This window comes from Candidatus Borkfalkia ceftriaxoniphila, from assembly GCF_004134775.1.
GTDB lineage: Bacteria > Bacillota > Clostridia > Christensenellales > Borkfalkiaceae > Borkfalkia > Borkfalkia ceftriaxoniphila.
In genome coordinates this window covers 609,674-635,553 of record NZ_SDOZ01000002.1, presented here as the reverse complement: position 1 = coordinate 635,553, position 25,880 = coordinate 609,674, and the positions used below count along the sequence as shown (strand labels likewise).

General features: G+C 53.6%; 15 protein-coding genes. 11 read left to right on the top strand and 4 right to left on the bottom strand.

Annotated features, from left to right (window positions below; genetic code table 11):
* Positions 1-35 precede the first annotated feature (35 nt).
* On the top strand, positions 36-1,505 hold the full coding sequence (locus ESZ91_RS03115; protein WP_129224045.1) for a beta-L-arabinofuranosidase domain-containing protein: 1,470 nt from the start codon (positions 36-38) through the stop codon (positions 1,503-1,505).
* A 93-nt stretch (positions 1,506-1,598) separates the two neighbouring features.
* On the opposite strand, the gene ESZ91_RS03110 is transcribed toward ESZ91_RS03115, so the two are convergent.
* Positions 1,599-2,654, bottom strand: coding sequence for a hypothetical protein (locus ESZ91_RS03110; protein WP_129224043.1), 1,056 nt, complete (start codon positions 2,652-2,654; stop codon positions 1,599-1,601).
* 171 nt (positions 2,655-2,825) lie between these two features.
* On the opposite strand from ESZ91_RS03110, the gene ESZ91_RS03105 reads away from it, so the two are divergent.
* From ESZ91_RS03105 to ESZ91_RS03095, 3 genes are all read left to right on the top strand, one after another.
* Positions 2,826-6,020, top strand: coding sequence for a PD-(D/E)XK nuclease family protein (locus ESZ91_RS03105; protein ID WP_129224041.1), 3,195 nt, complete (start codon positions 2,826-2,828; stop codon positions 6,018-6,020).
* Positions 6,017-9,391: a UvrD-helicase domain-containing protein gene (locus ESZ91_RS03100; RefSeq protein ID WP_161971025.1), complete on the top strand. Its 3,375-nt coding sequence runs from the start codon at positions 6,017-6,019 to the stop codon at positions 9,389-9,391. The genes ESZ91_RS03105 and ESZ91_RS03100 overlap by 4 nt, the downstream gene beginning before the upstream one ends.
* Before the next feature lie 90 nt (positions 9,392-9,481).
* Complete coding sequence (locus tag ESZ91_RS03095) at positions 9,482-10,183, top strand: hypothetical protein (RefSeq protein WP_129224037.1); 702 nt, start codon at positions 9,482-9,484, stop codon at positions 10,181-10,183.
* A gap of 39 nt (positions 10,184-10,222) precedes the next feature.
* Here the strand turns inward: ESZ91_RS03095 and ESZ91_RS03090 are convergent, their stop codons facing one another.
* A complete protein-coding gene (locus ESZ91_RS03090) occupies positions 10,223-10,903 on the bottom strand; it encodes a hypothetical protein (RefSeq protein WP_129224035.1) in 681 nt (226 codons plus the stop codon).
* A gap of 150 nt (positions 10,904-11,053) precedes the next feature.
* On the opposite strand from ESZ91_RS03090, the gene ESZ91_RS03085 reads away from it, so the two are divergent.
* Entirely contained in the window at positions 11,054-11,548 is a 495-nt protein-coding gene (locus ESZ91_RS03085; protein WP_161971024.1) for a GNAT family N-acetyltransferase, read from the top strand.
* A 39-nt stretch (positions 11,549-11,587) separates the two neighbouring features.
* Here the strand turns inward: ESZ91_RS03085 and ESZ91_RS03080 are convergent, their stop codons facing one another.
* Entirely contained in the window at positions 11,588-12,931 is a 1,344-nt protein-coding gene (locus ESZ91_RS03080; protein WP_129224031.1) for a glycosyltransferase family 2 protein, read from the bottom strand.
* A gap of 123 nt (positions 12,932-13,054) precedes the next feature.
* The gene (locus ESZ91_RS03075) at positions 13,055-13,261 is read right to left on the bottom strand and encodes a helix-turn-helix domain-containing protein (protein ID WP_129224029.1); all 207 of its coding nucleotides are present in this window, start codon (positions 13,259-13,261) and stop codon (positions 13,055-13,057) included.
* Between the two features lie 443 nt (positions 13,262-13,704).
* Between ESZ91_RS03075 and ESZ91_RS03070 the strand changes: the two genes are divergently transcribed.
* From ESZ91_RS03070 to ESZ91_RS03045, 6 genes are read left to right on the top strand one after another with little or no spacing between them, the layout of a single operon-like run.
* A complete protein-coding gene (locus tag ESZ91_RS03070) occupies positions 13,705-15,810 on the top strand; it encodes a glycoside hydrolase family protein (protein ID WP_129224026.1) in 2,106 nt (701 codons plus the stop codon).
* A 16-nt stretch (positions 15,811-15,826) separates the two neighbouring features.
* A complete protein-coding gene (locus ESZ91_RS03065) occupies positions 15,827-17,554 on the top strand; it encodes an ABC transporter substrate-binding protein (protein WP_129224023.1) in 1,728 nt (575 codons plus the stop codon).
* Between the two features lie 9 nt (positions 17,555-17,563).
* Positions 17,564-19,720, top strand: coding sequence for a hypothetical protein (locus ESZ91_RS03060; RefSeq protein ID WP_129224021.1), 2,157 nt, complete (start codon positions 17,564-17,566; stop codon positions 19,718-19,720).
* Between the two features lie 22 nt (positions 19,721-19,742).
* Complete coding sequence (locus ESZ91_RS03055) at positions 19,743-23,018, top strand: X2-like carbohydrate binding domain-containing protein (protein WP_129224019.1); 3,276 nt, start codon at positions 19,743-19,745, stop codon at positions 23,016-23,018.
* 8 nt (positions 23,019-23,026) lie between these two features.
* Positions 23,027-24,982, top strand: a complete 1,956-nt coding sequence (locus ESZ91_RS03050) for an ABC transporter permease subunit (protein WP_129224017.1) — start codon at positions 23,027-23,029, stop codon at positions 24,980-24,982.
* 14 nt (positions 24,983-24,996) lie between these two features.
* On the top strand, positions 24,997-25,872 hold the full coding sequence (locus ESZ91_RS03045; protein WP_129224015.1) for a carbohydrate ABC transporter permease: 876 nt from the start codon (positions 24,997-24,999) through the stop codon (positions 25,870-25,872).
* Positions 25,873-25,880 lie beyond the last annotated feature (8 nt).

The window sequence follows — 25,880 nt, the reverse complement described above, 5'->3', positions numbered from 1 at the left end:
CGCAGAGGATTCTGCGGAACGGCATAATAAACAGAATGAAAAAAGTTTACGGACAGTTAAAAAACAGAATACGCAAAAACAGAGAACGGTTGTCGGCGCCCGAATATTGTGCCCCTCAGATTTTTCTCGAGGGAGGGGATTGGCCGGGTGATTGGCAAGGCAGAACGATTCTTGCGCTCGCATCGCTTTATCGGGCAGAAGACGGCGAGAGGGAAAAACAGAATATCCTGCATCAGCTTGATGATATTTTAGATTCTCTCGATGAACACACCAATGAAGACGGTTATTTCGGCGAATTGTTTGACGAAAATTCAGTAAACGAGCAACAGCTTTCTGGCAACAGTTGGTTTTTGCGGGGCTTGTGTGCTGTGTATGAGATCGTTGGGAGAGAGGAGGTACTCGCAAGGCTGAACCGTATCTCAGAGAGGTATTTGACAAAACTTGCACCGTCTTATCTGCGTTATCCTACGGTCAAGCGCGAGGAGGGGGATGTAGGCGGCCATTTACAGAAGATCGTGACCGAAGGATGGCGGCTTTCCAGCGATGTGGGCTGCGCGTTTATTTTGTTGGACGGTATTACTCATACTTATGAAATCACAGGAAATAAGGCGTTGCTACCCGTCATCCGAGCTATGATTTCAAAATTTTCTCAAATTGATTATGTGAGATATAACTGTCAGACGCACGCAACCCTATCGGGTTCCCGCGGGGTTCTTCGCTTTTATCGGTTGACGGGCGAGCAAGAGCTTTTGGACCTGGCGAAACGCAATTTCGAGCTGTACTTCAACTACGGAATGACGCTTAATTATGCAAATTTTAACTGGTTCGGCAAGCCTTATTGGACGGAAACCTGTGCCGTCGTAGATTCCTTGATATTTGCCATGCAGCTGTTTGAAATAACGGGAGAGAGGAGATATATAGAATTTGCCAATCGCTGTTATTTGAATGCTTTGCGCGTATCGCAAAGGCCGAACGGCGGAGCCGGGTGTGAAACTTGTTTGAATGAAAAGAACGATTGTCTGCACAGCTACATTTATGAGGCTTTTTTTTGCTGTACAATGCGTATAGCAGAATGCTTTTATGAACTCTGTGAGTACGGCATCATAAAGAGGAACGGTACATCATATGTTCTTTTACCTTTTGAAATGGAAAGTGAGGAATTGTCTTTAAGCGTTACGGAGCATAATGAAGGTCGAATCCTCGACATCAAGCCTCACCATAGAATTTCTCACCTTTGTATTTATGTACCTTCGCATTGTAAGGTTCGTTGTTCGGCGGGAGAATTGAAGAACGGGATGCTCGAATTTGAAAACATTGAGGAAGAAGTACATATCGAAGAACGATTTACGGCTTTTTCCGAACGGCGTCAAAACCGAACGGTGCATATGCTGGGAGACTACCTTTTGTTAAAGCGCGACCGCTCGGATCAAAATTGCGCATTTGTCGCCGATACCTTTACCGTTCCTGACCAAGCTTCCGTAGAGGCGTTAAAACAGTACATTTAAGGTGGATGAATATCACTTATTCTATTTTAATAACGGGTCGAAAACTTTAAAAACCCCCGCCGCAAAACTGCGGCGGGGGTTAAATTTCGTTTTTTATGCGGGGCGGACGGTGGAAACGTTTTTCAAAGAATACACCATTTTTCCCAGCCCGAAAGAGTAGGGTTCTTCGATCTGCAACGGCAGGTTGCGGTAAGTGTTGGAAAGTCCTTCCGCCTTGGTCGCAAGATAAAGTTTGACGGAACTGCCCGATGAATTGCCCTCGCTCAGGCCCATGCTCACTTCTGCGGAAGAAATATCTTCGTTCACTTCCTTGCCGTCCATCGTAAACGCATATTTGCGGGAGGAAACGGAAGAGCAGGAGAATTGCAGTTTCGCCGTCTTATTGGCGTTGGGGACGATGGTGTTCACCGTAAAGGAAGAGTTTTGCGCGAAAGCCATGCCGCGCGCTGCAAAATATAACTGCGCGTTGTCGAAGAAAGAGTAACTATTCTGTAACTTGGAAAAACTCTGATTTTCGACGTCGTTGGCTTTTTCGATGCGCACGTTGTTCTTCCATTCGTCGGGAATGGAAACGTCTAGTTCTCCGCTGCGGTCTTTCTTGCTGTATTTCGCAGCGGAACAGTTATCGTTGTAGTCGATGACGACGTCGTATTTGGCAATACGGACGTCTACCGCGTTCAGGCTGCCCTGTCCCGGCGCGTACACGAGATATTTCGTTTCGCTGTGTACGGGCTGCAGGTTATAGCCTTCGCCGATGCGGTGGAAATAGACGGTGGAAACGACCGAAAGATCGGAAAAAGCGAATACGTCTTTTCCGCTCTTCTGTGCGAATGTGCCTGAAAGGCTGAGGTCGGTTTCCATCTTATACAAATTATTGACCGTTTTTCCGTCCTCGGTGAGATAACTTTCGCCCGCGGAAATTTTCATGACGTACGTGCCCTTGAAATCTTTCATATCGTACACGGTCGTGGTCGCCTCGTCGCCGTTATAGGCAACGTCATAGGTGAGTTCCTCGTAAAAAGCGGGGTCGTATTCGATATCGCGCGTGTGCCAGTTGGCCGTCAATGTCGTGGAGACCATGCCTGTGCAGGCGGATACAACGAGGACCGCCGCAATCAGAATGGAAAGTACCGTCAATTTCTTTTTCATAAAAAAGTGCTCCATAAAGCGTATTGTTGGATTGAACAGATAACAGTATACCATAATTTGTCGCGTTTGTAAAAACAAAATCATGAAATTTCCTTAAAATTCAAAAGAATTTATGGTATAATGGAATAAACATCGCCGCGAGAGAGCGGCCTTTTACGCACGAGGAAGACTATGATCGTCAGAATGATACTCGCGCCCAACGTCCGCGAACTTTTAAACGCCCTTACGGGTGCCGTTTGCGAGGACGGGCGCAACAATCTCATATTTGCGGAGGACAGGCTCACGCTGGAAGCCGAACGCGCCGCGATCGCCCGCACGGGCGGCTCTTTCGCGACCTCCGTCACTACGTTCGCGCGCTTTCTGAAAGGGGAGTACTCGGGGCGGGTGCTCACCAAACAAGGCTCCGTCATCACGGTGGGCGCCATCGCAGCGCGCTGCCGCGACAGACTCCGCTGTTTCAAAAAGAATCCCGCAGGCTGCGCCGAGCGGCTGTACGAGACCATCGCGCAGTTGCGCGCGGCGCTCGTCACGCCCGAAATGCTGGAAGAGGCGATCCCCGAAGCGGACGAGATCTTGGCGGAAAAACTCAAAGATATCGCCCTTGTCTACCGCGAATACCTGGATTTTCTGTCGGGCGGCTATCTCGACGAGAGCGGCGTTCTGGCGCTCTTGCCGTCGGCGATGGAAAAGAGCGAAAAGGTGCGCGGCGCGAACGTGTTTTTCGTCGGTTTTTCCTCCTTTACCAAACAGGCGGCGGCGGGCATCCGCGCGGCGATCGGGAGCGCGGACGCGGTCACGGGTATTTTTATCGGCGGAAACGAACAGATCTACACCAACGAAGCGGCGCTCGCCTTTGAAAAATATTGCGCCGAATGCGGCGCGAAAGTGGAAAAGATCGTGCTTGCGGGCGAAAGTTGCCCTGCGGCGGAAAAACTGCGCGAGTCTTTTTTCGATCCCGAATGTTATAAAAAACCGCGCCTTGCCTGTGACGCCGTGACCGTGTACGAGGCTGCGAACGAGGAGGACGAACTCTCCTTCGTCGCCTCGATGATCAAGAAGGAAGTATACGGCCGCTCCCTCCGTTACCGCGATATTTCCTTGCTGCTTCCCGACGTCGCCGCCTACGCGGTCAAACTGGAAAAGACGTTTTCCGAGTACAAGATCCCGTACTTTGCCGACGTGAAAAAGAGCGTTCTGTTCCATCCGCTCTGCCGTTTCGCGCTCGATTATTGCAAACTCATCTACGACGGTTTTTCCGCAGACGACGCGGAAAGTTTCGTGGGCAACGTGTTTTTCGAAAAGAACGCGTCCCTGCGCGACAAATATAAAAATTATCTTCTGCAATTCGCAAATTACAGGGGCGGTCTGCGCCGTCCCTTAAAGGAAGGCGCCTTATCGAAAGAGGATTTCGCCGCGCTTTCCCCGCTGTACGAGCGCGCTTCGCGCATGCTTTCCTTTACGGCGGCGCGCGCGGAGGGACAGGCGTACTGCGCTGCGATTCGTTCTCTTCTCGCCCTTGCGGACGCGGAAAAGGTGCAGGAAGAAATATCGAAACAACTCGCAGAGGCGGGGTATGCGGAGGATTCGGCATATTTTTCCAAGGGGGCGGAGAGCCTTAACCGCGTTCTCGACGAGGCGGAGATGCTTACGCGCGGCGTGCGGCTTTCCGCCGAAGAGTTTTCTTCCCTCTTGTCCGAAAGCCTGAAAAGTTTGGAAATTTCCCTCATTCCGCAGTTTACAGACGCGGTATTCGTCGGCTCGCTCTCCGAAAGCAAGAAGAGCGCGGGGAAAGTGCTGTTTGCCGCCGCGCTCACCTCGGACGTGCCCGCGTCGGGCGCGGATACCGCCCTCATTTCCGATCGGGATATCGACCGCCTGCGCACGCTGAAAGTGGAGATCCAGCCCAAGATACGCGAAGTGAACGCACGCGCGCGGGAGAGCGCCGCGCTCGCTCTGTGTTCGTTTACCGAGCGGCTGTATCTTACGTATCCTTTATCGCAGGGCGGAAAGGAATGCAAAAAGAGCGAAATTTTCGATACGGTTTTCGCGGCGCTCGCAAGAAAGGGCGGCGCGCCCGTCGCTACGTTTACGCGCGGCAGATTCGAGCGTTGGGAACGGGAAAACGGCGCCGCCTACGCGCGCTATCTCTCGTTTGCCGCCATCGAGCGGGTACCCGCGCTCAAAGAACTTTTGCTGCGCGCCGATCAATACAGGCGGGGCGCGGCGGAGTTCTCCGCGCACAACGGACTGTATTTCGCGCTGAAAAACAAAGGCGAGGACGTCGATTCTCTTTTGAACGCGCAGACGAAAGGGGATTTTATCCCCAACGCCGCGGAAGTTATGTTCCGCGGGCGGCACGAGATCTCGCCCACGCTCATCGAGGGCTATTTTTCCTGTCCTTACAAGAATTTTTCCGAGCGCGGACTGCGCCTCATGCCGCGCATTGAGGGCGCGGTGCGGCCACTGGATACGGGCGATTTCATGCACGCCGTCTTGCAGCGGACGGCGGAGTCTTTCCGCACGTTCGACAGCGAACAGGCGTGCGTTGCGTTCGCCCGCGGGCAGGCGGAAAAATTGCTTTCCGAAGCGCCGTTTTGCTATCTGAAAGACACCAACGCGGGCAAATTCACCGCGGGTGCGCTGGAAAACGAGGCGGGCGTCGTGGCTGCCGAATTATATCGGCAGATCGCCTGTTCCGCGTTTACCGTCTGGGGCGCGGAAAAGAAGTTCGGCGGCCGCGATGCGGATTTTGCGGGCATCACGCTCTTGTCCGGCGAACGCGATCTGCGCCTTTCGGGAAAGATCGACCGTATCGACCGTGGCGGCGACTATGTGCGCGTCGTCGATTATAAGACGGGTTCGCTCATCGAGGCGGACGCGGACAGTTATTATACGGGACGCAGATTGCAGTTGCAACTGTACATGAGCGCGGTGAGCGCCTACGCCAAGCCTGCAGGCGCGTACTATTTCCCCGCGCGCATCTCCTTCGCGCGGCAGGGGGAGGACTATCCCTTCCGCATGCAGGGATTTTCGCTCGCCGACGAAGAGGCTGTGAAAATGAGCGACGTCGCCCTGGAAAAGGGCGGCAAGAGCCGTTTCGTCAACGCCGCGCTCGGAAGAAACAGCGACAAGCAGATGAACGGCGACGATTTTGAGGCGTTTATCGACTATTCCCGCCTAGCGGCGCTCGGCTGCGCGCGGGAGATCGAAAAGGGCTGCATCGCGCCCTCGCCCTACGGCGGGGTGTGCGAATACTGCCCCTACGGCGGTGTATGCGGCGCGGACGCGAAAAAGGCGCGCAAAGAGAGCGCCGTCAAGTGCGCCGAGATCGCGAAGATCGTAAAGAAGAGGAGGGGCGAGTTATGAGCGCAAAAATACTGACGGCCGAACAGCGCGCCGCCGTGGAGGCAGAGGGCGAAACGCTCGTTTCGGCGTCCGCGGGCAGCGGAAAAACTTTCGTGATGATCGAGAAGATCATCTCTCTCATTCTGGAAGGAAAGGCGCAGATCTCGGGCGTGCTCGCCGTCACTTTTACCAACCTTGCCGCCGCCGAAATGAAGGAAAAACTGAAACGCGCGATCGTCGGGCGCATCAACGAGGAGACGGACGAGGGCGTGAAATCGCGCCTCAAATACGAGTTGAGCGAGATCGGCGCGTCGGATATCTGCACGCTGCATTCGTTCTGCGCAAACCTGATCCGCCGTTACTTTTACGTCACCGACGAAAACGGCGATTTTCAGATCGCCGACGACGCGGACGCTTCGGAAATGAAAAACCGCGCGGCGGAGATCGCGACGGACGCGCTTTTGGAACAAAAGAGCGAAAAATTCCAACTGTTATTGCGGCTGTACGCGGGCAGCAAGGGTTTAAAGCGGCTCACGGAATTATTTTTGCCCCTCTACGAAAAGATGCGCGTGCACGCCGATTACCGCGCGCGGCTGGAAAATATGCCCGCGCGCTTTACCGAAGAAACGTTTCATTCGATCGCGGATACCCTCTTTTCGGGGTTGAAAGTCCGTTTAACGCAGTTGCGCGCGCGCGTGCAGTCGCTGGCGGAGGAAACCGAATATTTCGTTTCAGGCAGCGAAATGAGTCCCAAATATCTCTCGTTTCTGGCGGAAATTCAGGCGCTGTGCCTGCAATTGGAAAGAGCGGAAGATCTGTACGCCGCGGCGGCTCTGGCAAAGGAAAGCAAACTTTCCTCCAAGCCCCCCAACGGGCCGCTCAAAAAGGCGGAAAACGCGCCCGCGCTCAGACTCGACGCGCACATCGACGGCGCGAAAAATGCATTCAAAGAGATCCTGATCGAATTGAAGGGGTACGAAAACGAAGGGGAAGACCTCGCGCGATACTTTCGCTCGGGGGAGATCGCGGCGGCGCTGTGCGAACTTCTGCTCGCCTTCGACGACGCGTACGCCGCCGTTAAAAAGCGCGCGGGCAAACTGGACTTTTCCGATCTCGAACACCGCACGCTCGCGCTCTTGTCGCACGAGATGGTGGAAAAAGAGTTGAAATCGCGCTATACGCACGTTTTCGTGGACGAATATCAGGACGTGAATCCCTGTCAGGAAAGCATCTTACGCACCTTGCAGGGGGAAAATATGTTCATGGTCGGCGACGTCAAGCAGTCGATCTACGGGTTCCGCGGTTGCAGCGCCCGCTTTTTCGGGGAAAAGTTCGAACGTCTGTCCGCGTGCGGAAAGGCGCTCGTTTTAAACGGTAATTTCCGCAGCGCGCCGCGCGTTCTGGACGCGGTCAATCTGATCTTTTCCGAAGTCATGACCAAGCGCACGGGCGCCGTCGATTACAAGAATACCTCGGTCATGACCGCGAGCGACCGTTTCCCGAAAAATTCGGGCGAAGTGTGGCTGGATTTCATTCCCGAAGAGGAAGAAAAAGCGCCCGAAGAGCGCGACGTGTATTCGGTCATCGGCCATCTGAACGGCGGCGAGGAAAAGACCGACGCCGAGGGCGCGTATATCGCGAGCGTCATCGCCGCGGAACTGCACAAAAAACACTTCGACGCGGACTCGGGCGAATTCGTGCAGAATGATTATAAAGACATCGTCGTGCTTTCGCGCAGCAAGACGGGGCGCGCGGCGAAGATCATCGCGGAACTCGTCCGCCGCGGCATTCCCGTGGCGAGCGCCGCCGAATACAACATCTGCGAGTACCCCGAGATCAAGCGCCTGATCGAGATTCTGCGCTATCTCGACTGCGCAGAACAGGATATTCCGCTCGCCGCCGCGCTCAAAAGCGCGCTCGGAAAACTGACGGACGAAGAACTTGCGGATATCCGACTGGCGGCGGGGTCGCAAAAAAGTTTCGTCGAAGCCTGCCGCGAATACGCCGAAGCCGCGCAGAATCGGACGGGCGAAAAACTGCGCGCGTTTTATGCGCAGACGCAAAGACTGCGCCTGCTCGCCAACGTGCGGAGCGCGGCGGAACTTCTGGCGGGTATCCTGTCCGAGTCGGGCGAGGAGATCGAACAGTTGCGCGCGGAAAACGGGGAAGAGCGCGTCAAGCGTATCGACCGCTTTTTATCCGAATGCGGCGCGCTGAGCGTGTCCGACGTCTTGCGCCGCCTGAAAAATAACCGTTATCAGGTCGGCTTTTCCGAGGCGGGCGGCGAAAACGCCGTGCGGGTGATGACCATGCACGCCTCCAAGGGGCTCGAATTTCCCGTCGTCATCGTGGCGGGCATGGACAATCGATTCGACGACAGGGATTTCAAGGAAAAAATTCTGACCGACGAAGAGTGGGGCTTTGCACCCCTTTCTTACAACGAACAGAATTTCACCGCCTACGACACGATTTTGCGCGCCCTCTTCCGCGAGCGTATGACCGCGCGGCGCGCGGAGGACGAAATGCGCCTTCTCTACGTGGCGGCGACGCGCGCGCAGTATTGTATGCACTTCATTTTCCGCGAGGAGGGAGAATTCGACTTTGCCCGCGTCGGGCGCGCGTCGAAATTTTCCGACTTCATTCCCTTCGAAAAATTCCGCGACCGCTTTTTGCAGTTGGAATCTGCGGATTTCGTGGCAACGGGGGAGCGGCCGCTCCTTATCTCTTCCACCGACGAGGCAGCCGAACGCGAGATCGCCTTGCGCTACCGCGCGCCTTATCCGTACGCAAGCAGCCTCGAAATTCCCGTCAAGAGTTCCGCAAGCGCCATTTTAAAGCGGCAGGGCGAGCGCTTTTACGCGGAAAAAGAACTATTCCCCGAGGATACGGGCGGCTCGAAGACGGACAAGGAAACGGGCATCGCCTATCACGCCTTTTTAGAACGGGCGAACTTTTTCGCGCCGCCCGAACGGGAGGCGGAACGCATATTCGCCCTCTTTGAAAAGACGCGCCCCGAACTTGCGGCAAAACTGAACAGACAGAAGATGGCGCGCATTCTCGCCTTTCCCCTGTTCGGAAATCTGCGCGGCTTTACCCTGTACCGAGAGCAGGAATTTTTGCTGTCCCTGCCCGCAAACGCGCTCTTTGCAACGGACAGCGAGGACGAAGTGCTCGTACAGGGCGCCATCGACCTTCTTGCCGTCAGGGGGGACGAGGCGCTGATCATCGACTACAAATATTCTACGCACTCCGACGAAAGGCTGGTGCGCGACTACGCCCGCCAGTTGGAAATTTACGCCGCGGCGGTCGGAAAAATTGCGAAAATCGAAAAAATTTCGGCGCATATCGTCAATCTCGATCGTCTTTCGTGCGTTCACGTGCCGCTGCATTGAAAAAGAGACAAGATTCGGCAAATTATTTTGAATTATTTTTAAAAATTTTGGCTATAATTCATCCGTTAGCAAAAAACGGAGTTGAATGTTATGTCTACCGATATTTTAGAGAGGATCGCAGAAATAGCCGCCGAAGCGGGCAAAGGATTTCAGGACGCGTGGGCGCTTTTGCTGCTCGTATCTCCCCTGGCGCTGTTCGCGGGCTACGTGATCGTTTATTTTTCCAACGCCGAAGCGCGCGGCCGCGGCAAGGCGGCGTTTGTCGCCTTTTCCGACGTGTGCGTTTTCACCTTTGCCGCGCTCGCAGTCTGCGCTTACGCGCCCGAAGAAGCCGAACGCGCTATTTTATACGTGGGCGTCGCTTTGGCCGCAAAAGCGGCGTATCTGGTGCTGTACGGCGCGCTGTCGCTGTTTCCCAAAAAGAAGAGCGGACCAAAGCCCGCCGCAAAACCGCGCGTCGCCGAATACGTGGACATGAGCGAACAGTTCCCGCCCGCAGTCGGCGCGCAAAGGGGCTCGGAACTGAAAAAGGTGCGCTGTTTCACCGAACCCGAATACGCGGGCGACGAATACGATTCCTACGCCTCCGACGTGCGGCTCGATCACATCTTTTCCGTCGTCGAACGGCTCAAATGCGTATCTTTGGGCGCGGGGGACAGGCTGGAAGTGCAGAAGTACGAGGATCTTCTGACCGTCTATAAGAGCAAAAACGCCCTCTCCTCCGAAGAGGCGCAGACGCTCAACGACATTTTGGCGTCGCTTTTGAAAATGATGGCGAAATACGATTTATAAAGAAAAGCGGTGCGCAAGAAGATCTTGCGCACCGCTTTTTCAGTCTGCGTTGAGAACGGTCACGGTCAGTTCGAAAAGTTTGTTGTGAAAGATCGCGCTCTTTAAAACTTCGGGCGTGATCACGCTGCCTTTGCGGATGATGACGTTGCCGCGCACGTCGGAAATGTCGCGCGGCACCCGCTTGCCCGTCAGAAGATTGCTGCCCGCCTGCGCGCTCGCCGCAACTTCCTTTTCGCAAGTTTCTTCGCTTTTTCCGACTGTTTCGGGCGTTTCGGATAGGGGAGCCGAAAGCTTTTTCGCGGCGGTCTTTTTGGGCGCATCGCCCAGTATCAGACACTCGCCGACCCCGTGTATCTTTTCGGGCGGGCACGTTTCGCCCGAGGAGAGGAGCACCGATCTCACAATCTTTCCCTCGCACACAAAGTCCTGCACGATCCCCAGTAAGTCGCCCTGTTCGGAAAGAACGCGCATGCCTACGGGCGCGGGAACGGTTTCTTTGGGCGGTTTTCCGCCCAGTCCTCGGATCATCACGCCGCCGTCGCCCGATGCGCGGATCGAGGCCGCAGGCAGTATAAACTCTTCCTCGTCCTCGTCTGCACAGACGAGCGCGCGCACCGCATCCAGTTTTTTGGACAGCCGCGCGCCGATCACATACCCCGCAACTTCCCCGCTGATCAATACGACGGGTTTTCCGATGGTTTCGCTCAAATAAGTTTCCATAAGCCACCTCACTTTTACTTCCTCCATTAACTTATTGTGAGAGCGCGGCGGATAGAAGCGCGAAAAAGCAGAATTTTTGTCGAAGAATACGCCATTTGCGCGTTTGACTTTTTTTTTGCGTTGGTTTATACTGAATTTATGGATACAAAGTTGATTTTAAGAGAAGTGCTTCCCGCAGATTACGCGCGGCTCGCAACGCTCGCCTCGCGCCTGTGGCACGCCGCCTACGATGATATCCCCGAGATCGGCAGCGCGCAGGTCGGATACATGCTGGAAAAATTTCAGAGCGTTCCCGCGCTTACAGAACAGGTATCCGCGCACGGCTATACCTATTATTTTGTGGAATGCGGCGGCAAGATCGCGGGGTATACGGGCGTGAAAGAGGAAGAGGACGCGCTGTTTCTCTCCAAATTGTATCTCGATCCCGCATTCATCGGCAAGGGGATCGGGCAGAAAACGCTGGCTTGCGTGAGAATGATCGCGGAAAATCTGCGCCTTGCACGCATTTATCTCACCGTGAACAAGCACAACAAGAGAGCGATCGCCGCATACGAGCGGTTCGGGTTCGCGCGCACCGAAGAGGCCGCTTCCGATATCGGCGGCGGGTTTGTGATGGACGATTATATTTATACTTACGATCTTTGAAAAAAAGAACGCCCCGCGTCTTGACGCGGGGCGTTTGTATCATTCTTCTTTTTGTTCATCGGCTGTTTCCGACGGGGCGATCTCTGCGGCAGGTTCCGACAAAATTTCTTCCGTCGGCGCCGCGTCCGCGGAAACCACGTTGCGCTTGATCTTTTTCCACTTGGGGCGCGAGAACACGCCGAGGCAGATGGAGATCGCGTAGATGATCATGAACACGGGCGAAAGCAGGATCGCGGGCCACAATTTTTTAAAGGGAACGTCCAGTTTTTTGCGGTCGAGCCCCGCCGCCAGCAAGGATTGCAGCGTAAACGGCAGATAGAACGCGAACAGCAGAATGTAGCCGATCAGTTTTCCGATCTCGATGAGAAAGGCGGTATCCGCCACCACCGCGGCGAAGATTATTTTATAGCCGTAATAAAGGGGGAACCACGTGCACGCCACCACGGCGATGGGGATAAACAGGAGCGTTAAAAACATATCCAGGTATCCGAAACGGAAAGTGGTGAAGAATTTCCCCAGACAGCGGAAGCCGTGGGAAAAGAACAGTTTGAACAGTCCGTTGCCCATGCGCTTGTTGCGGTTCACGGTGTCTTTCAAAGAGGAGGGCTGGTCTTCGTACACCATCGCTTCGGGCACGTAATAGGTGCGCTCGCCTTCGAGCATGGCTTGCAGCGTAAATTCCGCATCGTCGCTCACGCCCATACATTTCCAGCCGTCGTGCCGCTTGATGATCTCCGCGCTTACCATCATGCCCGCGCCCGTCAGCATCTGGTCGGTATGCAGTCCCGAACGCACGTGACAGGCGATGCGGCTGTCGCGGATATAGTAAAGCCCCGAAACGCCCGTCCACATATTCTGTCCGAGGTTTTTGCTGTTTTCATAGCAACGGGCGATCTTCACGCCCGAATCGAGCGCGTCGTTCATGCGCGCGATATAGTCCTCGTTCATGGTATTGTCCGCGTCAAAGTGGATAAACGCGTCGTAATTGTCGTATTCGGCGATGATCTTGCGGAAGCCGTGCTGCAAAGCGTAACTCACGCGCTTATGCTTGGGATCGTCGTCGTTGTGTTCGAAAACGATGGCGCCCGCTTCCCGCGCGCGCTGCGCCGTGTTGTCCGTGCAGTTGTGCGCGACCACGAACACGTCGAACAGTTCCCGCGGATAATTCTGTTTAAAGAGCGTCCGTATGGTATCGCCGATGACTTCCTCTTCGTTTCGGGCGGGGATGATGATGCCGAAACGGTGCTGTTTTTCCGCTTTGGGGTATTTTCTGGGTTTGATCCAGAAAAACAGCACGTATATGATTTGAACAGCAAAGGCGATTCCGCACAATACCAAAAATACGTTATTGATAATGTCGATCACCGTGTTGAAAATGTGCATGTATCTTTTTTCTCCTTGTTTTCTTGCCTTTGTATGGACTTCCGAACAATTATACTATATAAATCATGTAAAGTCAATCGCGGAAACCTAAAAAGCGGCGCTTTTCAAGCGCCGCTTTGTGTATTATATTTCCAAATCTTCCGTCAGTTCGTCCAATCCCACGCCGAGCGCCTTGCTCAGGCGCAATAGATTATAAAGACCCGGCTCCACTTTGTTGCGTTCCCATTCGCTGATGCGCTGTTGCGTCGTGCCTAATTTTTCAGCCAACTCCTGTTGGCTGAACCCGTTTACTTCCCGAAATCTTTTTAAGTTATCACCAAAAGTATTCATGCCAGTATTTTTATATCATTCTCCGTAAAAAGACAAGTGTTACACTTTTTTTAGTGTCGTATTCGGAAAAATTTTCGCCCGAATTACCGTTGATTATTCATCGTATAATACACTTAATATAGTGAATAACTGCCGCTGATCTTCGAGGAATACTATAAAACGAAATAACGTGAATAGGACTAAGAAAAAACCGACCTCTTTTTATAGTCGCCGATCTGCACGTTAGATTTCGCCGCGGAATTTTTTTTTGAAAATTTTTAAAAAACATATTGACAAATGCTTTAATTTATGATTTAATAAAACAGGAAAGTTTCTCGAGAAACCTTTTGAAACGACAAAAGTTATTCGAGAAACTTAATAATTTCAAAAAGGGATATCCCTTTTTTTACTTTGGTCAAAGACCAAAGTAAAAAAATGGACTTCACGGAATGAAAGGAGTGGACATGAAGAGATTCTTGAGTTGTTTTGTGTTATCCGTAACGCTTCTGCTGTTTGCCGGCTGCGGCGGTACGGGCGACGACGGTGGAAACGGCAACAAACCGGAACCGCCGCAACCCGGGCAGACAGAAGTGACGCTTCGCTTTAACGCGGATTCGGGTTGGGTCATCCACAAACCTACGCCGACGAATATCAACGGCGTTTACCGTTACGGGCCCTGCCTTTTGTTAGATGAAAACGGCGGGATCGGCATGTATACGGCGTCCCCTGGCAATTCCTATGCGGAATGGGATTGGGGGCGTTACAGATACTCTGCGGACGGCGGTAAGACCTGGGGCGACGAGGTGGTCGCGGTCAAGCCGACACCCGGGCAAATGGATTCCGTCAGCACGTGCGATCCCGGGGTTTTCAAAATGGGCGACTATTATTATGCCGGATATACTTCCACGTACGAGGCGGGCGGCGTAAGCAACGCGATCTTTATCGCGCGCAGTAAAACGCCGCAAGGACCGTTTATCGAAAAGTGGACGGGAAACGGCTGGAGCGTTTACGAATCGCGTCCCGCGATGGTCTATGACGGCGATCCTACGAAATTCGGGATCGGCGAGCCGAGTTTTGTCGTCAAGGACAATCAGATCTATATGTACTATAACTGGTGGGACGCCGAAGCGGACGGAACGACGATCTCGCAGACCCGCGTGGCCCTTGCCGAAGCAAACAACGAAAACTGGCCCGCGACTTTGCAGGAGCACGGCGTAGCCTTCGATAAGGTCTATTCGGACGAGGACAGTTCGGATATAAAATATGTGGAAGAGCACGATATGTTCATTGCCGTCAACACGGCGAAACGCTTTTCCAAAGACAGTTTTATCGCGTTTTACGAATCAAAGGACGGCCTGACCTTTGAGCACAGCACGGTCATTAAAAAGAACATTGCGCAGTATTGCCATAACATGGGCATTTCGGGCGACGAGCAGGGGCATATCAAAGCGGGCGATCCCATTTATATCGCATACGGCTATGCGACCGGGCCGAACGTCTGGGCAAACTGGTATACGCGCATGCACAAGGTGACGATGACCGCCGTCAAACCCGGCACGGAGGACGCGCAGGACGGATTTTCCAACAGTCTGAAGCCCGATTCGGAAAAGAAGACGCACGGCGGCAGCGCGATCGAAACTATTCATTCCCGCGAACCCGCGCTGTATCTGAACCTGACGGACACTACGCAGAAGATCAGCCTTTTCTCGATCAATAACGATTACCGCGAAGAGGAGATCACGGGCAGTGATAAACTCGAATACACGGTACAGAACGAGGATATCCTCACCGTTACGGCGGGCGGAGTCATTCAGCCGAAAAAGGCGGGCATAACGTATGTCAAAGCCGTGTATGGCGGAAACGAGAGTGCGTACGCGCTGATTCGCATTACCGTATGCGACAATCCTTTCACACGTGCGATCGCCTCTGCGGGGGCTTCGAACCTTTCCGCGATCAACAACGGCGGGACCTTTGCGACGGCGAGCATTGCGGCGGGAAATTCCGACCGATGGTTCGGCGTGGAAGGAAAGAGCGCAAAAATCACGGGCGCGGCGATCTTCCCCAAATACCAGGGGCAGGGTTTCCCGTCGGTATTCGATCTGCAGTACCGCGCGAACGGCGAATGGAAGGACGTTCCCGGCATGACGGGGCTGCGCTTCGTTGTGAATAAAGCGTCTTCGGTAACGCCCGTCGTGCTTCGGTTCAGCGAACCCGTGACAGGCGACGCTTTGCGCATCGTGGATAAAAGCAACGCGGATATGGCGTTTGAGTTGGGCGAGTTTTTACCTTTGACGGGCGATATGGCAAAGACGGAACTTTCCACGCTGAAGAGCGAGTATGTGCTCGATCTGTCGGAGAAACCGCGCGCGCAGATCATGCTCGAAGCGGTCTGGAACATCGGTTTTTGTCAGGAATATTACGGCCCGCAGTTCGTGCGCTATTCGGATTACGATACCTCTGTCATTGCAATCGACGGCAACGGAATGGCGACGGCAAAAAAAGCAGGGGAAACGACGGTCACTTTGGAGTTTTTCGGTCAGAAGATCACCTGCAAAGTGACGGTGCAATAAATAAGGAGATATTTCTATGAAGACTGTTTTGAAAAAAATCGTGTTGATGGTCTTATCATTGATGCTTTTATTCGGCATGGCTGCCTGCGGCGGCGGTTCCGGGAACGGCGACGATAACAATCCGGGCGGAAACACTTCCGCGGAGAAGAGCGGCACGGTCACGGTATCCATTCCCGCCAACGCATCCACGCAATATGCCTGGGAAGCGATGGAATATGCGTACGAAAGTTTGCCCGGCAACGAAAAAGTGGACGTAAAGATCGAAACGAATACCTCTTCCGAGGATTATACGACCAAACTTTTACAGTCGCTGACGGCAGGGGCGCAGAACGTTTCGGCGGATATCGTCGTTGCCAACGAGGCAGGGCAATATCTGAAGACCTGTTTTGCAGACTATATGCCGTATCTCGCCAAAAAAAATCCGTATGCGAATAATCAGATCTGGCGCGATACGCTGGAACAGGCGGCGTACGCCACCTACGGCGCCGACGACGAACTGTATATGCTCTCATTCGATACCACGCAGGTATTCATCGTGTACAGCAAATATGCGTTCGCCAAAGCCGGGATCACGGAAGTTCCGCAGACCTGGAACGAACTGATCGCGGCGTGCGACAAACTTTCCAAGACGGAATCCCCCTCCAAGGGTGAAACATACGTGCCGATGTCTTTCGGCGGCAGTAAATCCTCGATGGGTATGCCGCTGAGTTGGCTGATCCGCATTTATTCCGATCAATATTTCCGCGATTTTGCCGAAATCGCTCATTCCGCAGACGGCGATTATACCTACGATCCCGACGTCGACGCGGATTGGGAATTGAGTTATGCGCTTGAAGACTACGAGGGCACGGACGTCGAAAAGAAACAGGGAGCGATCAACAACGACAATCCATTTGCATACACTTCCAACCCGCTGCGCGCGCTGAACGCGTATTACGAAGGGACCGAATACAATCCCAAGGGCGCGCGCTGGCAGGATATGATCAATAATCTGAATCTGCTTTTGGGAAATCCCGATTATCTGAACGACGATCTGTCGCAGAACTACGCGACGGCGCTGACCAATATGTATACCAACCGCGCGGGAATGTGCGTGGTCGCCTCCGACTTTCTCCTCGCTTATGCCAACCAGATGGGATACACGATGGATCAGGTGCTGGAAGTCTTAGGCATCTTTTACGCGCCCGCGATGACCGCGTTCGACAAGAACGATCCCGAAGCGGCGCCCGCGGCCGATTATACGCGTTCGCTCGGCGGTCCCAACGGATTTTTCGGCGTCGTGAATAAAAACAAGGCGCAGACGGATCTTGCGATGGATTTCATGATGTTCGTATTTTCCAAACAGGGACAGGAAGTCCGCCTGAACAATATCGCGGAAAACAACGGTTCCATCAACGGGCCTCTGCTCGTGAAGGACGTGGAGATCCCCGAGTCGCTGATGGGCCCCCTGAACGCCCTGCACGAAGCGGCGGGCGGCATGTATTATTACGGCGAAAGCGATTATAACCCGTATTTCCTCGTATCCTCGGGATTGAAAGCATACAACGGCATGTACGAGCCGCATGCGGACGACGATATCAAGGAACTGTACTGGAATTTCTTTATCAAAAAAGAGATCAAGACCGCGCAGGACCTCGGCGCGCAGATCTATGAGAAAATGGACGCGTACAAGAAACAATATTTCGAACTTCTGGATTACCGCGACGACTGTCTGTCAACGCCTTCGAAAAATCCTTCCAAGTAAGAGGGCGCTATGATAAAAAGATTGTCAAGATTGATCTTTTGCGCTCTTCTCGTTTGCGCGCTGTCGTTTTCGGCGATCGGGTGCGGGAATACGGGTTCGGGGGACGATAATCCCCCGGATCCTCCCGTCGAAAAACTGACCGACCACGTGTCGCTCAAAATCCTGCCCGATACCGATAAACTGGTGCACAGCCCGAATCCGCGCGTGGTGGAAAATTCCTACCGCTACGGGCCGAGCATGATCCTCGACGAAGAAGGCACGCTGCATATGTGGACTTCTTCTCCGGGCCGCTTTAAGACGCAGTGGGACTGGATCCGTTACCGCAGCAGTGACAACGGCGGCACGTCCTGGTCGGATGAAACGATCGCCCTGACGCCCACGCCCGGCACCGACGACGCGTGGAGCGTGTGCGATCCTGGCGCGGTGAAGATCGGCGAATATTACTATATCGGCTATACGTCGTGTTATAACGTTTACGGGCGGGATAACAACGTGTTCGTTGCCCGTTCGAAAAACGTTTACGGTCCTTTCAACGAAAAGTGGAACGGTCAGGGCTGGAGCACATCTGAGGCGCAACCCGTCGTCTATTTCGACGAGGCCGCGACCGATACCCCCAAATCGGACGCATTCGGCGCGGGTGAACCCACTTTTGTAGTGAAAGACGGCGTGATCTACATGTACTACACCTGGGATAACAATGCCGCGGGGGAGGAAGGGGATAACAGCGTTCGCGTGGCTACGGCTCCTGCGGACGACGAAAACTGGCCCGCCAAACTCGAATACCGCGGCGTCGCCTTTGAACGGGGCGACGGAGAGGCGGAGGACAGCGGCGACGTCGCTTATTTAGAGGCTTACGACCGTTTCATCTTCGTCAACGTGTCGAGGCGGTACATGGATAACTGCCGCATTGCGGTGCGCCAGTCCGCCGACGGTATCACGTGGGACGAAGAGGTCTCTTATACCAGCACGAATTTTACCAAATACGCGCATAACGGCGGCCTTTCCAAACGTAGCGACGGACATATCCGCAAAGGCGATCCCGTCTACTTCGCTTACGCCCATGCCGAAAATTCAAACGCCACCGTGGTAAACTGGGCTACGAGAATCTGCAAAGTCACGTTCAAAGTGAGCGAAAAAGTGGAAACCGACCGCGGTATCACCCGACTGCAGAAAGTGCCTTCGCAAGCTACCACTACGGGCAGCGCGCCCCAGTCGGTATTCGTTTCCGATCCGTACGTGCGTATCCGTATGGGGAAACCCGCGCATCAACTGCGCATCAAACTTCTGGATAACAATATGGAAACGCGCGTTCTGAGCGCGTCGGAGATCGCAAATATCGAGTTTTACGGCTACGATACGTCGATCGTCGATATTTCGGAAAGCGGGCTCGTCACAGCCAAAAAAACGGGCATGACGCACGTTTACATGAAATACGGCGGCGACGACAGGCTGAGCGATAATTTCATCGTGTACGTGGGCGAGGGCGCTTTTACCGAGGCGATCGGCTCGAACGCCGCGGGGCTTGATGCCTTGACCGACAGCGACGTGGATACCGTGTACAACACGCAGGCGAACGGCGAAAAGTGGATGGGGTTGCAGACGGCGGACGGGAAGAACGCGCCGCTCAAAGGCGTTCATCTGTATTCGCAGATCGAGGCGGGCTTTTATCCCGCAACGTTCAAGGTGCAGGTGCGCTCCGCGGGCGGCGAATGGACGGATACGGAGAAATGGTCTTATCATTTTCTGTCCGAGCCTTCCACGTCCACGGCGATCGTGCCCGTGACCATCGTGTTCGACGAAACGATTTCGGCGAACGGCGTACGCATCGTGGGCGCGGGAGCGACCGAAACGACGGCGATCGGACTTTCGGGCATGGAGGCGTTTGCCGACGAAGACGAGATTTCCGTAACTTCCGTACGGGCGATGAGATCCGAAATTCGTCTGCATATCGGCGATACTTCCCAGTTGAAGTTATATGTGCGCTATCGTTTTCAGTTTCAATACGAGATCTATTTCCGCGAGCAGGGCGTGACCTACGGAAATTACGATACTTCTGTGATTTCTGTCGGCGAAAACGGACTTGTTACGGCAAAAGCGAAGGGCGAAACGACGATCACGGCGGATTGGAACGGTACGCAGATACCCGTCCGCGTGATCGTGGATTGAACATTATAATAAGGAGGATTTTATGACTAAAACAAAAAAACTGTGCGCTTTGGTCGTTGCGGCGTTGTTGCTGATCGTGAGCGCAGTGTGCCTGATCGGTTTTACCGCTGTGCGCGGCGAAGCGGTCTGGACGGCAAAGAACGGAACGACTACGATCAGCGGGAATACCATCTCTTCGGGCGAGGGGAACGTATTTGTCGCGGAGTATCAGAACACCCTCGATTTGGCGAACGGCTTCGATCTTCAGTTCAAAGTCAACAAATTCAGCGGTACAACGGGCGAAAACTGGATCAAGGGAGATGAAAACAGCATAGGCTTTGCTCTCAGCGCGCAGCCCGGCAGCGAAACGGCGCAAAAGGCGTACGTGTTCATTTTCAGCAAGAAAGCGGACGGCAATTTTGCCCTGTTCACTTATTACGTAAACAATTTCAAGATCGCGGCAGACGGAACGTTGAGTTACACGACGAACAGTCTGTATTACGATAACACCACGGCGAACTCCGATTTCGATGCTGCCTCCGCATGGACGGACGGCGCGACGCTCTCTTTGAGCGGCGCGGAACTGGACGGCATGCCCATGTTCTGGCTCAACGGCTCCATGGTCAACCCGTTCGGCGGCACGATTTTCGATAAAAATCCCGCTTCGGCCGCGGAGTATGTCAAAGCGCTCGAGGAATGCTACGAGGGATTTGCGATGGATACCTCCGCCATGCACTTATACGCTTTCAGCCGTACCAATCAGCAGGCGGAATTCGAGATTGGCATCGAGTCGATGGCGGAAGAGTACGATGCCGTCAAGGGCGGCTGGTTCGCCACGGATAAGGCTGCGTCGGAAGTGATCGAAAACGGCGTGCATTATTCCGAGATCAAGGGAACGAACGGCATGTCGAGAACGAGATTTATCTACGGCCGCAGTTTCGATCTGACGAAAGAAAACATCGAATTTACGATGTCTATTCCCGAAGGCTTTAAACCCGATAAAAATACGTTTATCAGCGTGCGCGGTTTCGGCATGAATCAATTGACCACTGTAAAATCGGTGGCGAACCGCAATTACGAAGGCTTTTATTTCTCCGGCGGCGCCACGCTCGGACTGTTCGATAACGGAACCCGCGAGCACGCGCAGGCGCAGGGTATCAACGCGCAGCCGGCTCCTACGGCATATGCAAACAAGGATACGGTGGAGAACGGCTGGCTGACCCGTAAGATTTATTTCGGAGATAACGGAAACGGCGGCTATTGCTATAAGGTCAACGGCTCGACCATCGTCAATTATACGGCGGCCGACCTCGCGCCCGTTCTCGGGGATCTTACCCGCGTACAGATCACCGTGATGGCGGACGAAGCGTCTGCGACATATAAAATAAAGGGCGAATACAAACTCAGCAATTTCGCGCAGATGCCTACGACAGACAGTGCGGAGGAAGTTTACGTGAAAGATTCGGGAAATGACGTTACCTTTACCGTCCGCTATCCCGCAAACGTAGAATTCGCCAAAATCGAGGACGCCTCGGGGCGCGCGCTCGCTTCCGCCGATTACACCCTGTCGGAAGGGACGCTGACCCTGAAATCCACGCTTTTGGAAACCTTGAACAACGGTGTGCAAACCTTCAAGATCACGACGAACGTGGGCACGACGCTCGTTCTGCGCGTGAACGTACGCTCGGCGGTCAGTCTGACTCCGCAGACCGCGCTGAAAGCAAAAATCGGACAGTTCGAAGATATTACCGTCAAGGTGGAGTTGGTCGGCGAAGACGCCGTGCGCAGCATACATCTGAACGGCGAAACGCTGACAGACGTTCTGGAAGGCGATATCGTCACCCTTTCCGCCGAAATGCTCAATCGGCTGCACGCGGGCGAGTATGAACTGACCGTCGTCACCGAAAACGGGTCGGCGAGCGTCATCATAACGGTAGAAGCGATCGCGCAGCAGGCTCCCGTTCTCGGCGAAGGGCAGGAAGACGAAATAAGCGTGGATCTGAACGCGGCGGAAGATATCGTCGTGAAGGTCGATCTTAAAGACGGCGCCGATCGTTACGTGCTTTTGAACGGGCGCGAACTTTCGGAAAGCGAAGCGGTATTTGCGGTCGACGACAGCGGCAAGGGTACGGTAACGATCCCCGGATCCGTCGTAAAAACGATGGCGGTCGGAGAGGGCACCGATCATTTGACGGGCGGCAGTTTCGTCAATATTATCGAGATCGCCACGGACGGCGGCACCGCCGTCGTGTACGTGACGGCAGAACTTTCCTTAGGTGATTGGACTGTTTCCAAGGCGCTGGAGCAGGCTCCCGTGCTGAACGAAGACGGCAGCGTTTCCATGAAAGGGTATACGCTCCTCACGAAACAGGAAAACGTCGATCTGTCCGAGGGCTTTACGGTTTCCGTAAAATTCGGCGATATTTTCGACTACTCCGCGCTTACGCCTTCGGATTTCGTTGAATTCGTAATCTATGTCAAACAGGCGGGCGTGCGCATCGAAACGCATATCCGCGCGTACAATACGGGCGACCTCGTTTCCACGGGCAGCCTGGTAACGGTAGAACTGTTCCAGCAGGTGTTCATGCCCGACGGCGGTCAGCCTGTTGCGAACGATACCCCGAAGGGAAGCGTAAAACTGGATAAAGAGCAGGTTTGGTCGATCAAACTTCTGGACGATACAGTATTGACCATGTTCAATCATAAAGAGAGCCGCGAAAACGGACTTATGCTCAGCGACGTCGGCAATTTGACCCGCTTTGACAACGCGACGATCGAGATCGCTTTCGATACCCGTGCGAGCGAAGAACACGTTTCCGATACGACCGGTTCGCTGATCGCTTTCGGCGCCTTTAACGAAGAGAGAAAGGATATCCCCGCATGGGCGAAAGAGTATTTCCTCGACGCGCTGGATGCCCCCGTTCTGAAAGTCGAAGGAAATAAAGTGGTTTGGAACGCCGTGGAAGGCGCAAAGCAGTACATCGTGTACGTGGACGGCGAAGCGGCGGAGATCGTGAGCGCTACGGAATTCGACTTTACCGATTATTTCTCCGACGGGGAAACGCACAGCATTCAGGTGAAAGCGGAGGGCAACGGCACCACGTTCGGTGACAGCGAACTTTCCGCAGCAGTGGAACTCAAACTCTCCGGAAACGGAGGCAATCCCGGCGGCGATGAACCCGGAAATGAAGAAAAACCCGGCGAAGATGAGAAGAAGGGCTGCGGCTCGAGCATTGCCGTAAGTTCGGCAATTTCCGGAGGCATAGTATTGTTAGCCGCGGTTGCTATTACTTTGACATTGCGTAAAAAAGAGGATTAAACGAAAGAATGAAAATTCGGACCAAACGGTTCGGCATAGTAACGGCGGTATCGGTTGCCGTCGTTATTATGCTGATTATGACAATTGTATCCGCCGTCAACTTGAACGACCGTTCGGCCATGACGTTGACAGCGCACGGCTTCACGCCGACGGTGATCGAAACGACGGCGGATAAACAGATCGTCGGTACCCGCGACGGCCGCGTCATCTGTAAAACCTACGAAGATGAAACGCTGTGGGAATACCGCCTGGAATCGGAGGGCGCCCTGCGCGACATCGTGGCGGACGGCGGCGAATTATTGTGTGTGACGGCGGAAACGAAAGAGTTTTTTGTCTTGGACGAAGAGGGTGCTTTTCTCGGAAAAGTCGGCCTTTCCTACGAGCCTGTCGCCATTGCCGCCGATGCGGAACACGCCGTGATCTATACCAAACTGAAGACGAAAAACCAAATGGTCGTATTTTCGCGCAGCGGGAACTCGACCGATTTAGGCAGCGCAAAAAAGAGCGCGAACGATCTGCCGGAATTTTCCAATATAGAAATGACGGATTCGGGCATGGTTTTCGCGCTCGGCGTCGACGCGACGCCTTATCGTTTCGATACCGAAAACGTGTCCGCTTCCCCCGAAGAGATCTTTACCGTTACGAACGAAGAATTGATCTATATGATCGCCTCGGGCGAAAATTATCTCGCCGTTACCAAGGACGGAAAATTCGTGGAATACGACGGAGCGGGAAAGGTTTTATCCCGTGTCGGCGGCGGAGAGCGGTTCGTTTCCGTATCGTCGGACGGCGGACGGATCGTCGCGCTGTCCAACCGCAACGATATTTCCTATTTCGACGGAAACCGCGTTTACAAGGTCGATACGGGCATTCAAGTCTCCAAGATCATGGTCGCGGAACAGGGCGTGTTTCTGATCGACAAATCGGACAATATTTCCGCCTACGATTTCAGCCGTATCGTCGCCAACCATACCTTTAAAATTTTGCTTCCCGTATTCGGCGCGCTTTCGGCGGCGGGTGTCGTGGCGGAACTGATCGCGGTGCTGCTCGCGTTTCCCGCGACCCGCTATAAGACCGAGAATTTTTTCCGCCGTTTGGGCAAAGCGCTGTGGACGTACAAAAAGACCTATCTCTATTTGTGTATCCCCTTCGGTTTGCTGGCGATATTCGGGTTCTTTCCCGTCGTATGGGGCTTTATCCTGGCTTTTACCAAATACGTGCCGGGCGTAAAGACCGAATTCGTGTTTTTCGAAAATTTTCTGTCCGTGTTCCGCAACGCCGCGTTTTTCGCGAGCGCGGGCAATATGCTCGTATTTTTGGTGACGGACCTGATAAAGGCGCTGATCCCTTGCTTTATCCTGGCGGAATTCATGTTTATCCTGCGCATGCAAAAACTCGGTTACGTTGCGCGGGTGCTCACCGTTCTGCCCGGGATTTTGCCCGGCGTGGCGCTCATTTACATATGGACGAGCGGCATTTACGGTTCCAACGGACTGATCAATATGTTTTTGCAGAGCCTGGGCTTTTCTCAGTTTGATTTTAACTGGCTGGGAAACGAGGAAACTGCGCGGAACGCGTTGATTTTTTACGGATTCCCGTTTTTAGGTTCCTATATTCTGCTGTTCAGCGCCTTGCGGGGTATCCCCGATTCACTGATCGAAGCGGCGAAACTGGACGGCTGCAATAAAGTGCGGCGTATGTTCGTGATAGACGTACCGCTTTTGACGCCGCAACTCAAATATATTTTCGTAACGACCTTTATCGCCTCGATCCAGGATTTCGGGCGCAGTTATTTGACCACCGGCGGTGAATACGGAACGATGATCCCCGCGTTGGAAATTTATTATCAGATCAACAAATATTTCGATTACGGCGTCGCCGCGGCTATGAGTTTATTGCTGTTCGTGCTCATATTTATCGTCACGCTTGCCAATATGCGTATCAAGACGGAATCGATCTATTGACGGGGGCGAAAAATATGACTTTAGCGCAATCTTTTAAAAAGGCTTGTAAAAGAAAGGGTTCGGATAGTATAATAGTGCAGAGCCTGATCGTGCTGTATATATTCCTGATGGTCATCATGGCGCTTTTGCCGCTGTTTATGACTTTCGTGTTTTCTTTGAAGACCACGCAGGAATTCCATGGCGATGAATTCTGGACTTTTCCCAAAACGCCCATGTTTTCCAACTACAGTTCGGCGTTTTTTCAGGCGCTGCCGAACATGCTCAACTCTATCGTGATATCCCTGATCATCACGTTTGCCGCGGTGGTGCTCGCAGTTGCGACCTCGTATGTGTTTGCCCGCATAAAATTTCCCGGAACCAACGTATTGTTTGCTCTTTTGATGTCGCTGATGATGGTTCCCATGGTGCTCACAATGACGCCGACCTATCTTACCATCATCAATCTGGGGCTGAAAAATAACTGGCTGGGGCTCATTTTGCCCGCGGTATCGGGGCACCAGGTTGGCACGATCTTACTGTTCCGCACATTTTTGGAGCAGCAGCCGCAGGAACTGTTCGAGAGCGGCCGCATCGACGGCGCAAGCGAATTCCGTATGTGTTTTCAGATCGCTTTTCCGTTAGCGCTGCCCATCATCGGGTTGCATTCCATCAATATTTTCAGTGCGAGTTATAACGATTATATCTGGGGGTTGCTGCTTATAGAAACACAGGAAATCAGTCCGCTGATGCCCGTTTTGAAACAGTTGGTGGGGCGCGCGGTGGAAGCGTCGGGGCAACTCGGCGTGGAGTATGCGCTCTATCTGATGGCAGGCGCGCCTCTGGTCATAACCACGATGGTCGGCTTGAAATATTCGATCGGCGGCGATATGTCCGCGGGGATCAAAATGTAATGAAAACA

Bases quoted from the DNA above. Each gene is read 5' to 3' on its own strand.
- ESZ91_RS03115 (WP_129224045.1), top strand. From the start codon at position 36: ATGAAAAAAGTTTACGGACAGTTAAAAAACAGAATACGCAAAAACAGA.
- ESZ91_RS03070 (WP_129224026.1), top strand. From the start codon at position 13,705: ATGAAGAGATTCTTGAGTTGTTTTGTGTTATCCGTAACGCTTCTGCTG.
- ESZ91_RS03095 (WP_129224037.1), top strand. From the start codon at position 9,482: ATGTCTACCGATATTTTAGAGAGGATCGCAGAAATAGCCGCCGAAGCG.
- ESZ91_RS03055 (WP_129224019.1), top strand. From the start codon at position 19,743: ATGACTAAAACAAAAAAACTGTGCGCTTTGGTCGTTGCGGCGTTGTTG.
- ESZ91_RS03045 (WP_129224015.1), top strand. From the start codon at position 24,997: ATGACTTTAGCGCAATCTTTTAAAAAGGCTTGTAAAAGAAAGGGTTCG.
- ESZ91_RS03080 (WP_129224031.1), bottom strand. From the start codon at position 12,931: ATGCACATTTTCAACACGGTGATCGACATTATCAATAACGTATTTTTG.
- ESZ91_RS03100 (WP_161971025.1), top strand. From the start codon at position 6,017: ATGAGCGCAAAAATACTGACGGCCGAACAGCGCGCCGCCGTGGAGGCA.
- ESZ91_RS03110 (WP_129224043.1), bottom strand. From the start codon at position 2,654: ATGAAAAAGAAATTGACGGTACTTTCCATTCTGATTGCGGCGGTCCTC.
- ESZ91_RS03090 (WP_129224035.1), bottom strand. From the start codon at position 10,903: ATGGAAACTTATTTGAGCGAAACCATCGGAAAACCCGTCGTATTGATC.
- ESZ91_RS03075 (WP_129224029.1), bottom strand. From the start codon at position 13,261: ATGAATACTTTTGGTGATAACTTAAAAAGATTTCGGGAAGTAAACGGG.
- ESZ91_RS03105 (WP_129224041.1), top strand. From the start codon at position 2,826: ATGATCGTCAGAATGATACTCGCGCCCAACGTCCGCGAACTTTTAAAC.
- ESZ91_RS03050 (WP_129224017.1), top strand. From the start codon at position 23,027: ATGAAAATTCGGACCAAACGGTTCGGCATAGTAACGGCGGTATCGGTT.
- ESZ91_RS03065 (WP_129224023.1), top strand. From the start codon at position 15,827: ATGAAGACTGTTTTGAAAAAAATCGTGTTGATGGTCTTATCATTGATG.
- ESZ91_RS03060 (WP_129224021.1), top strand. From the start codon at position 17,564: ATGATAAAAAGATTGTCAAGATTGATCTTTTGCGCTCTTCTCGTTTGC.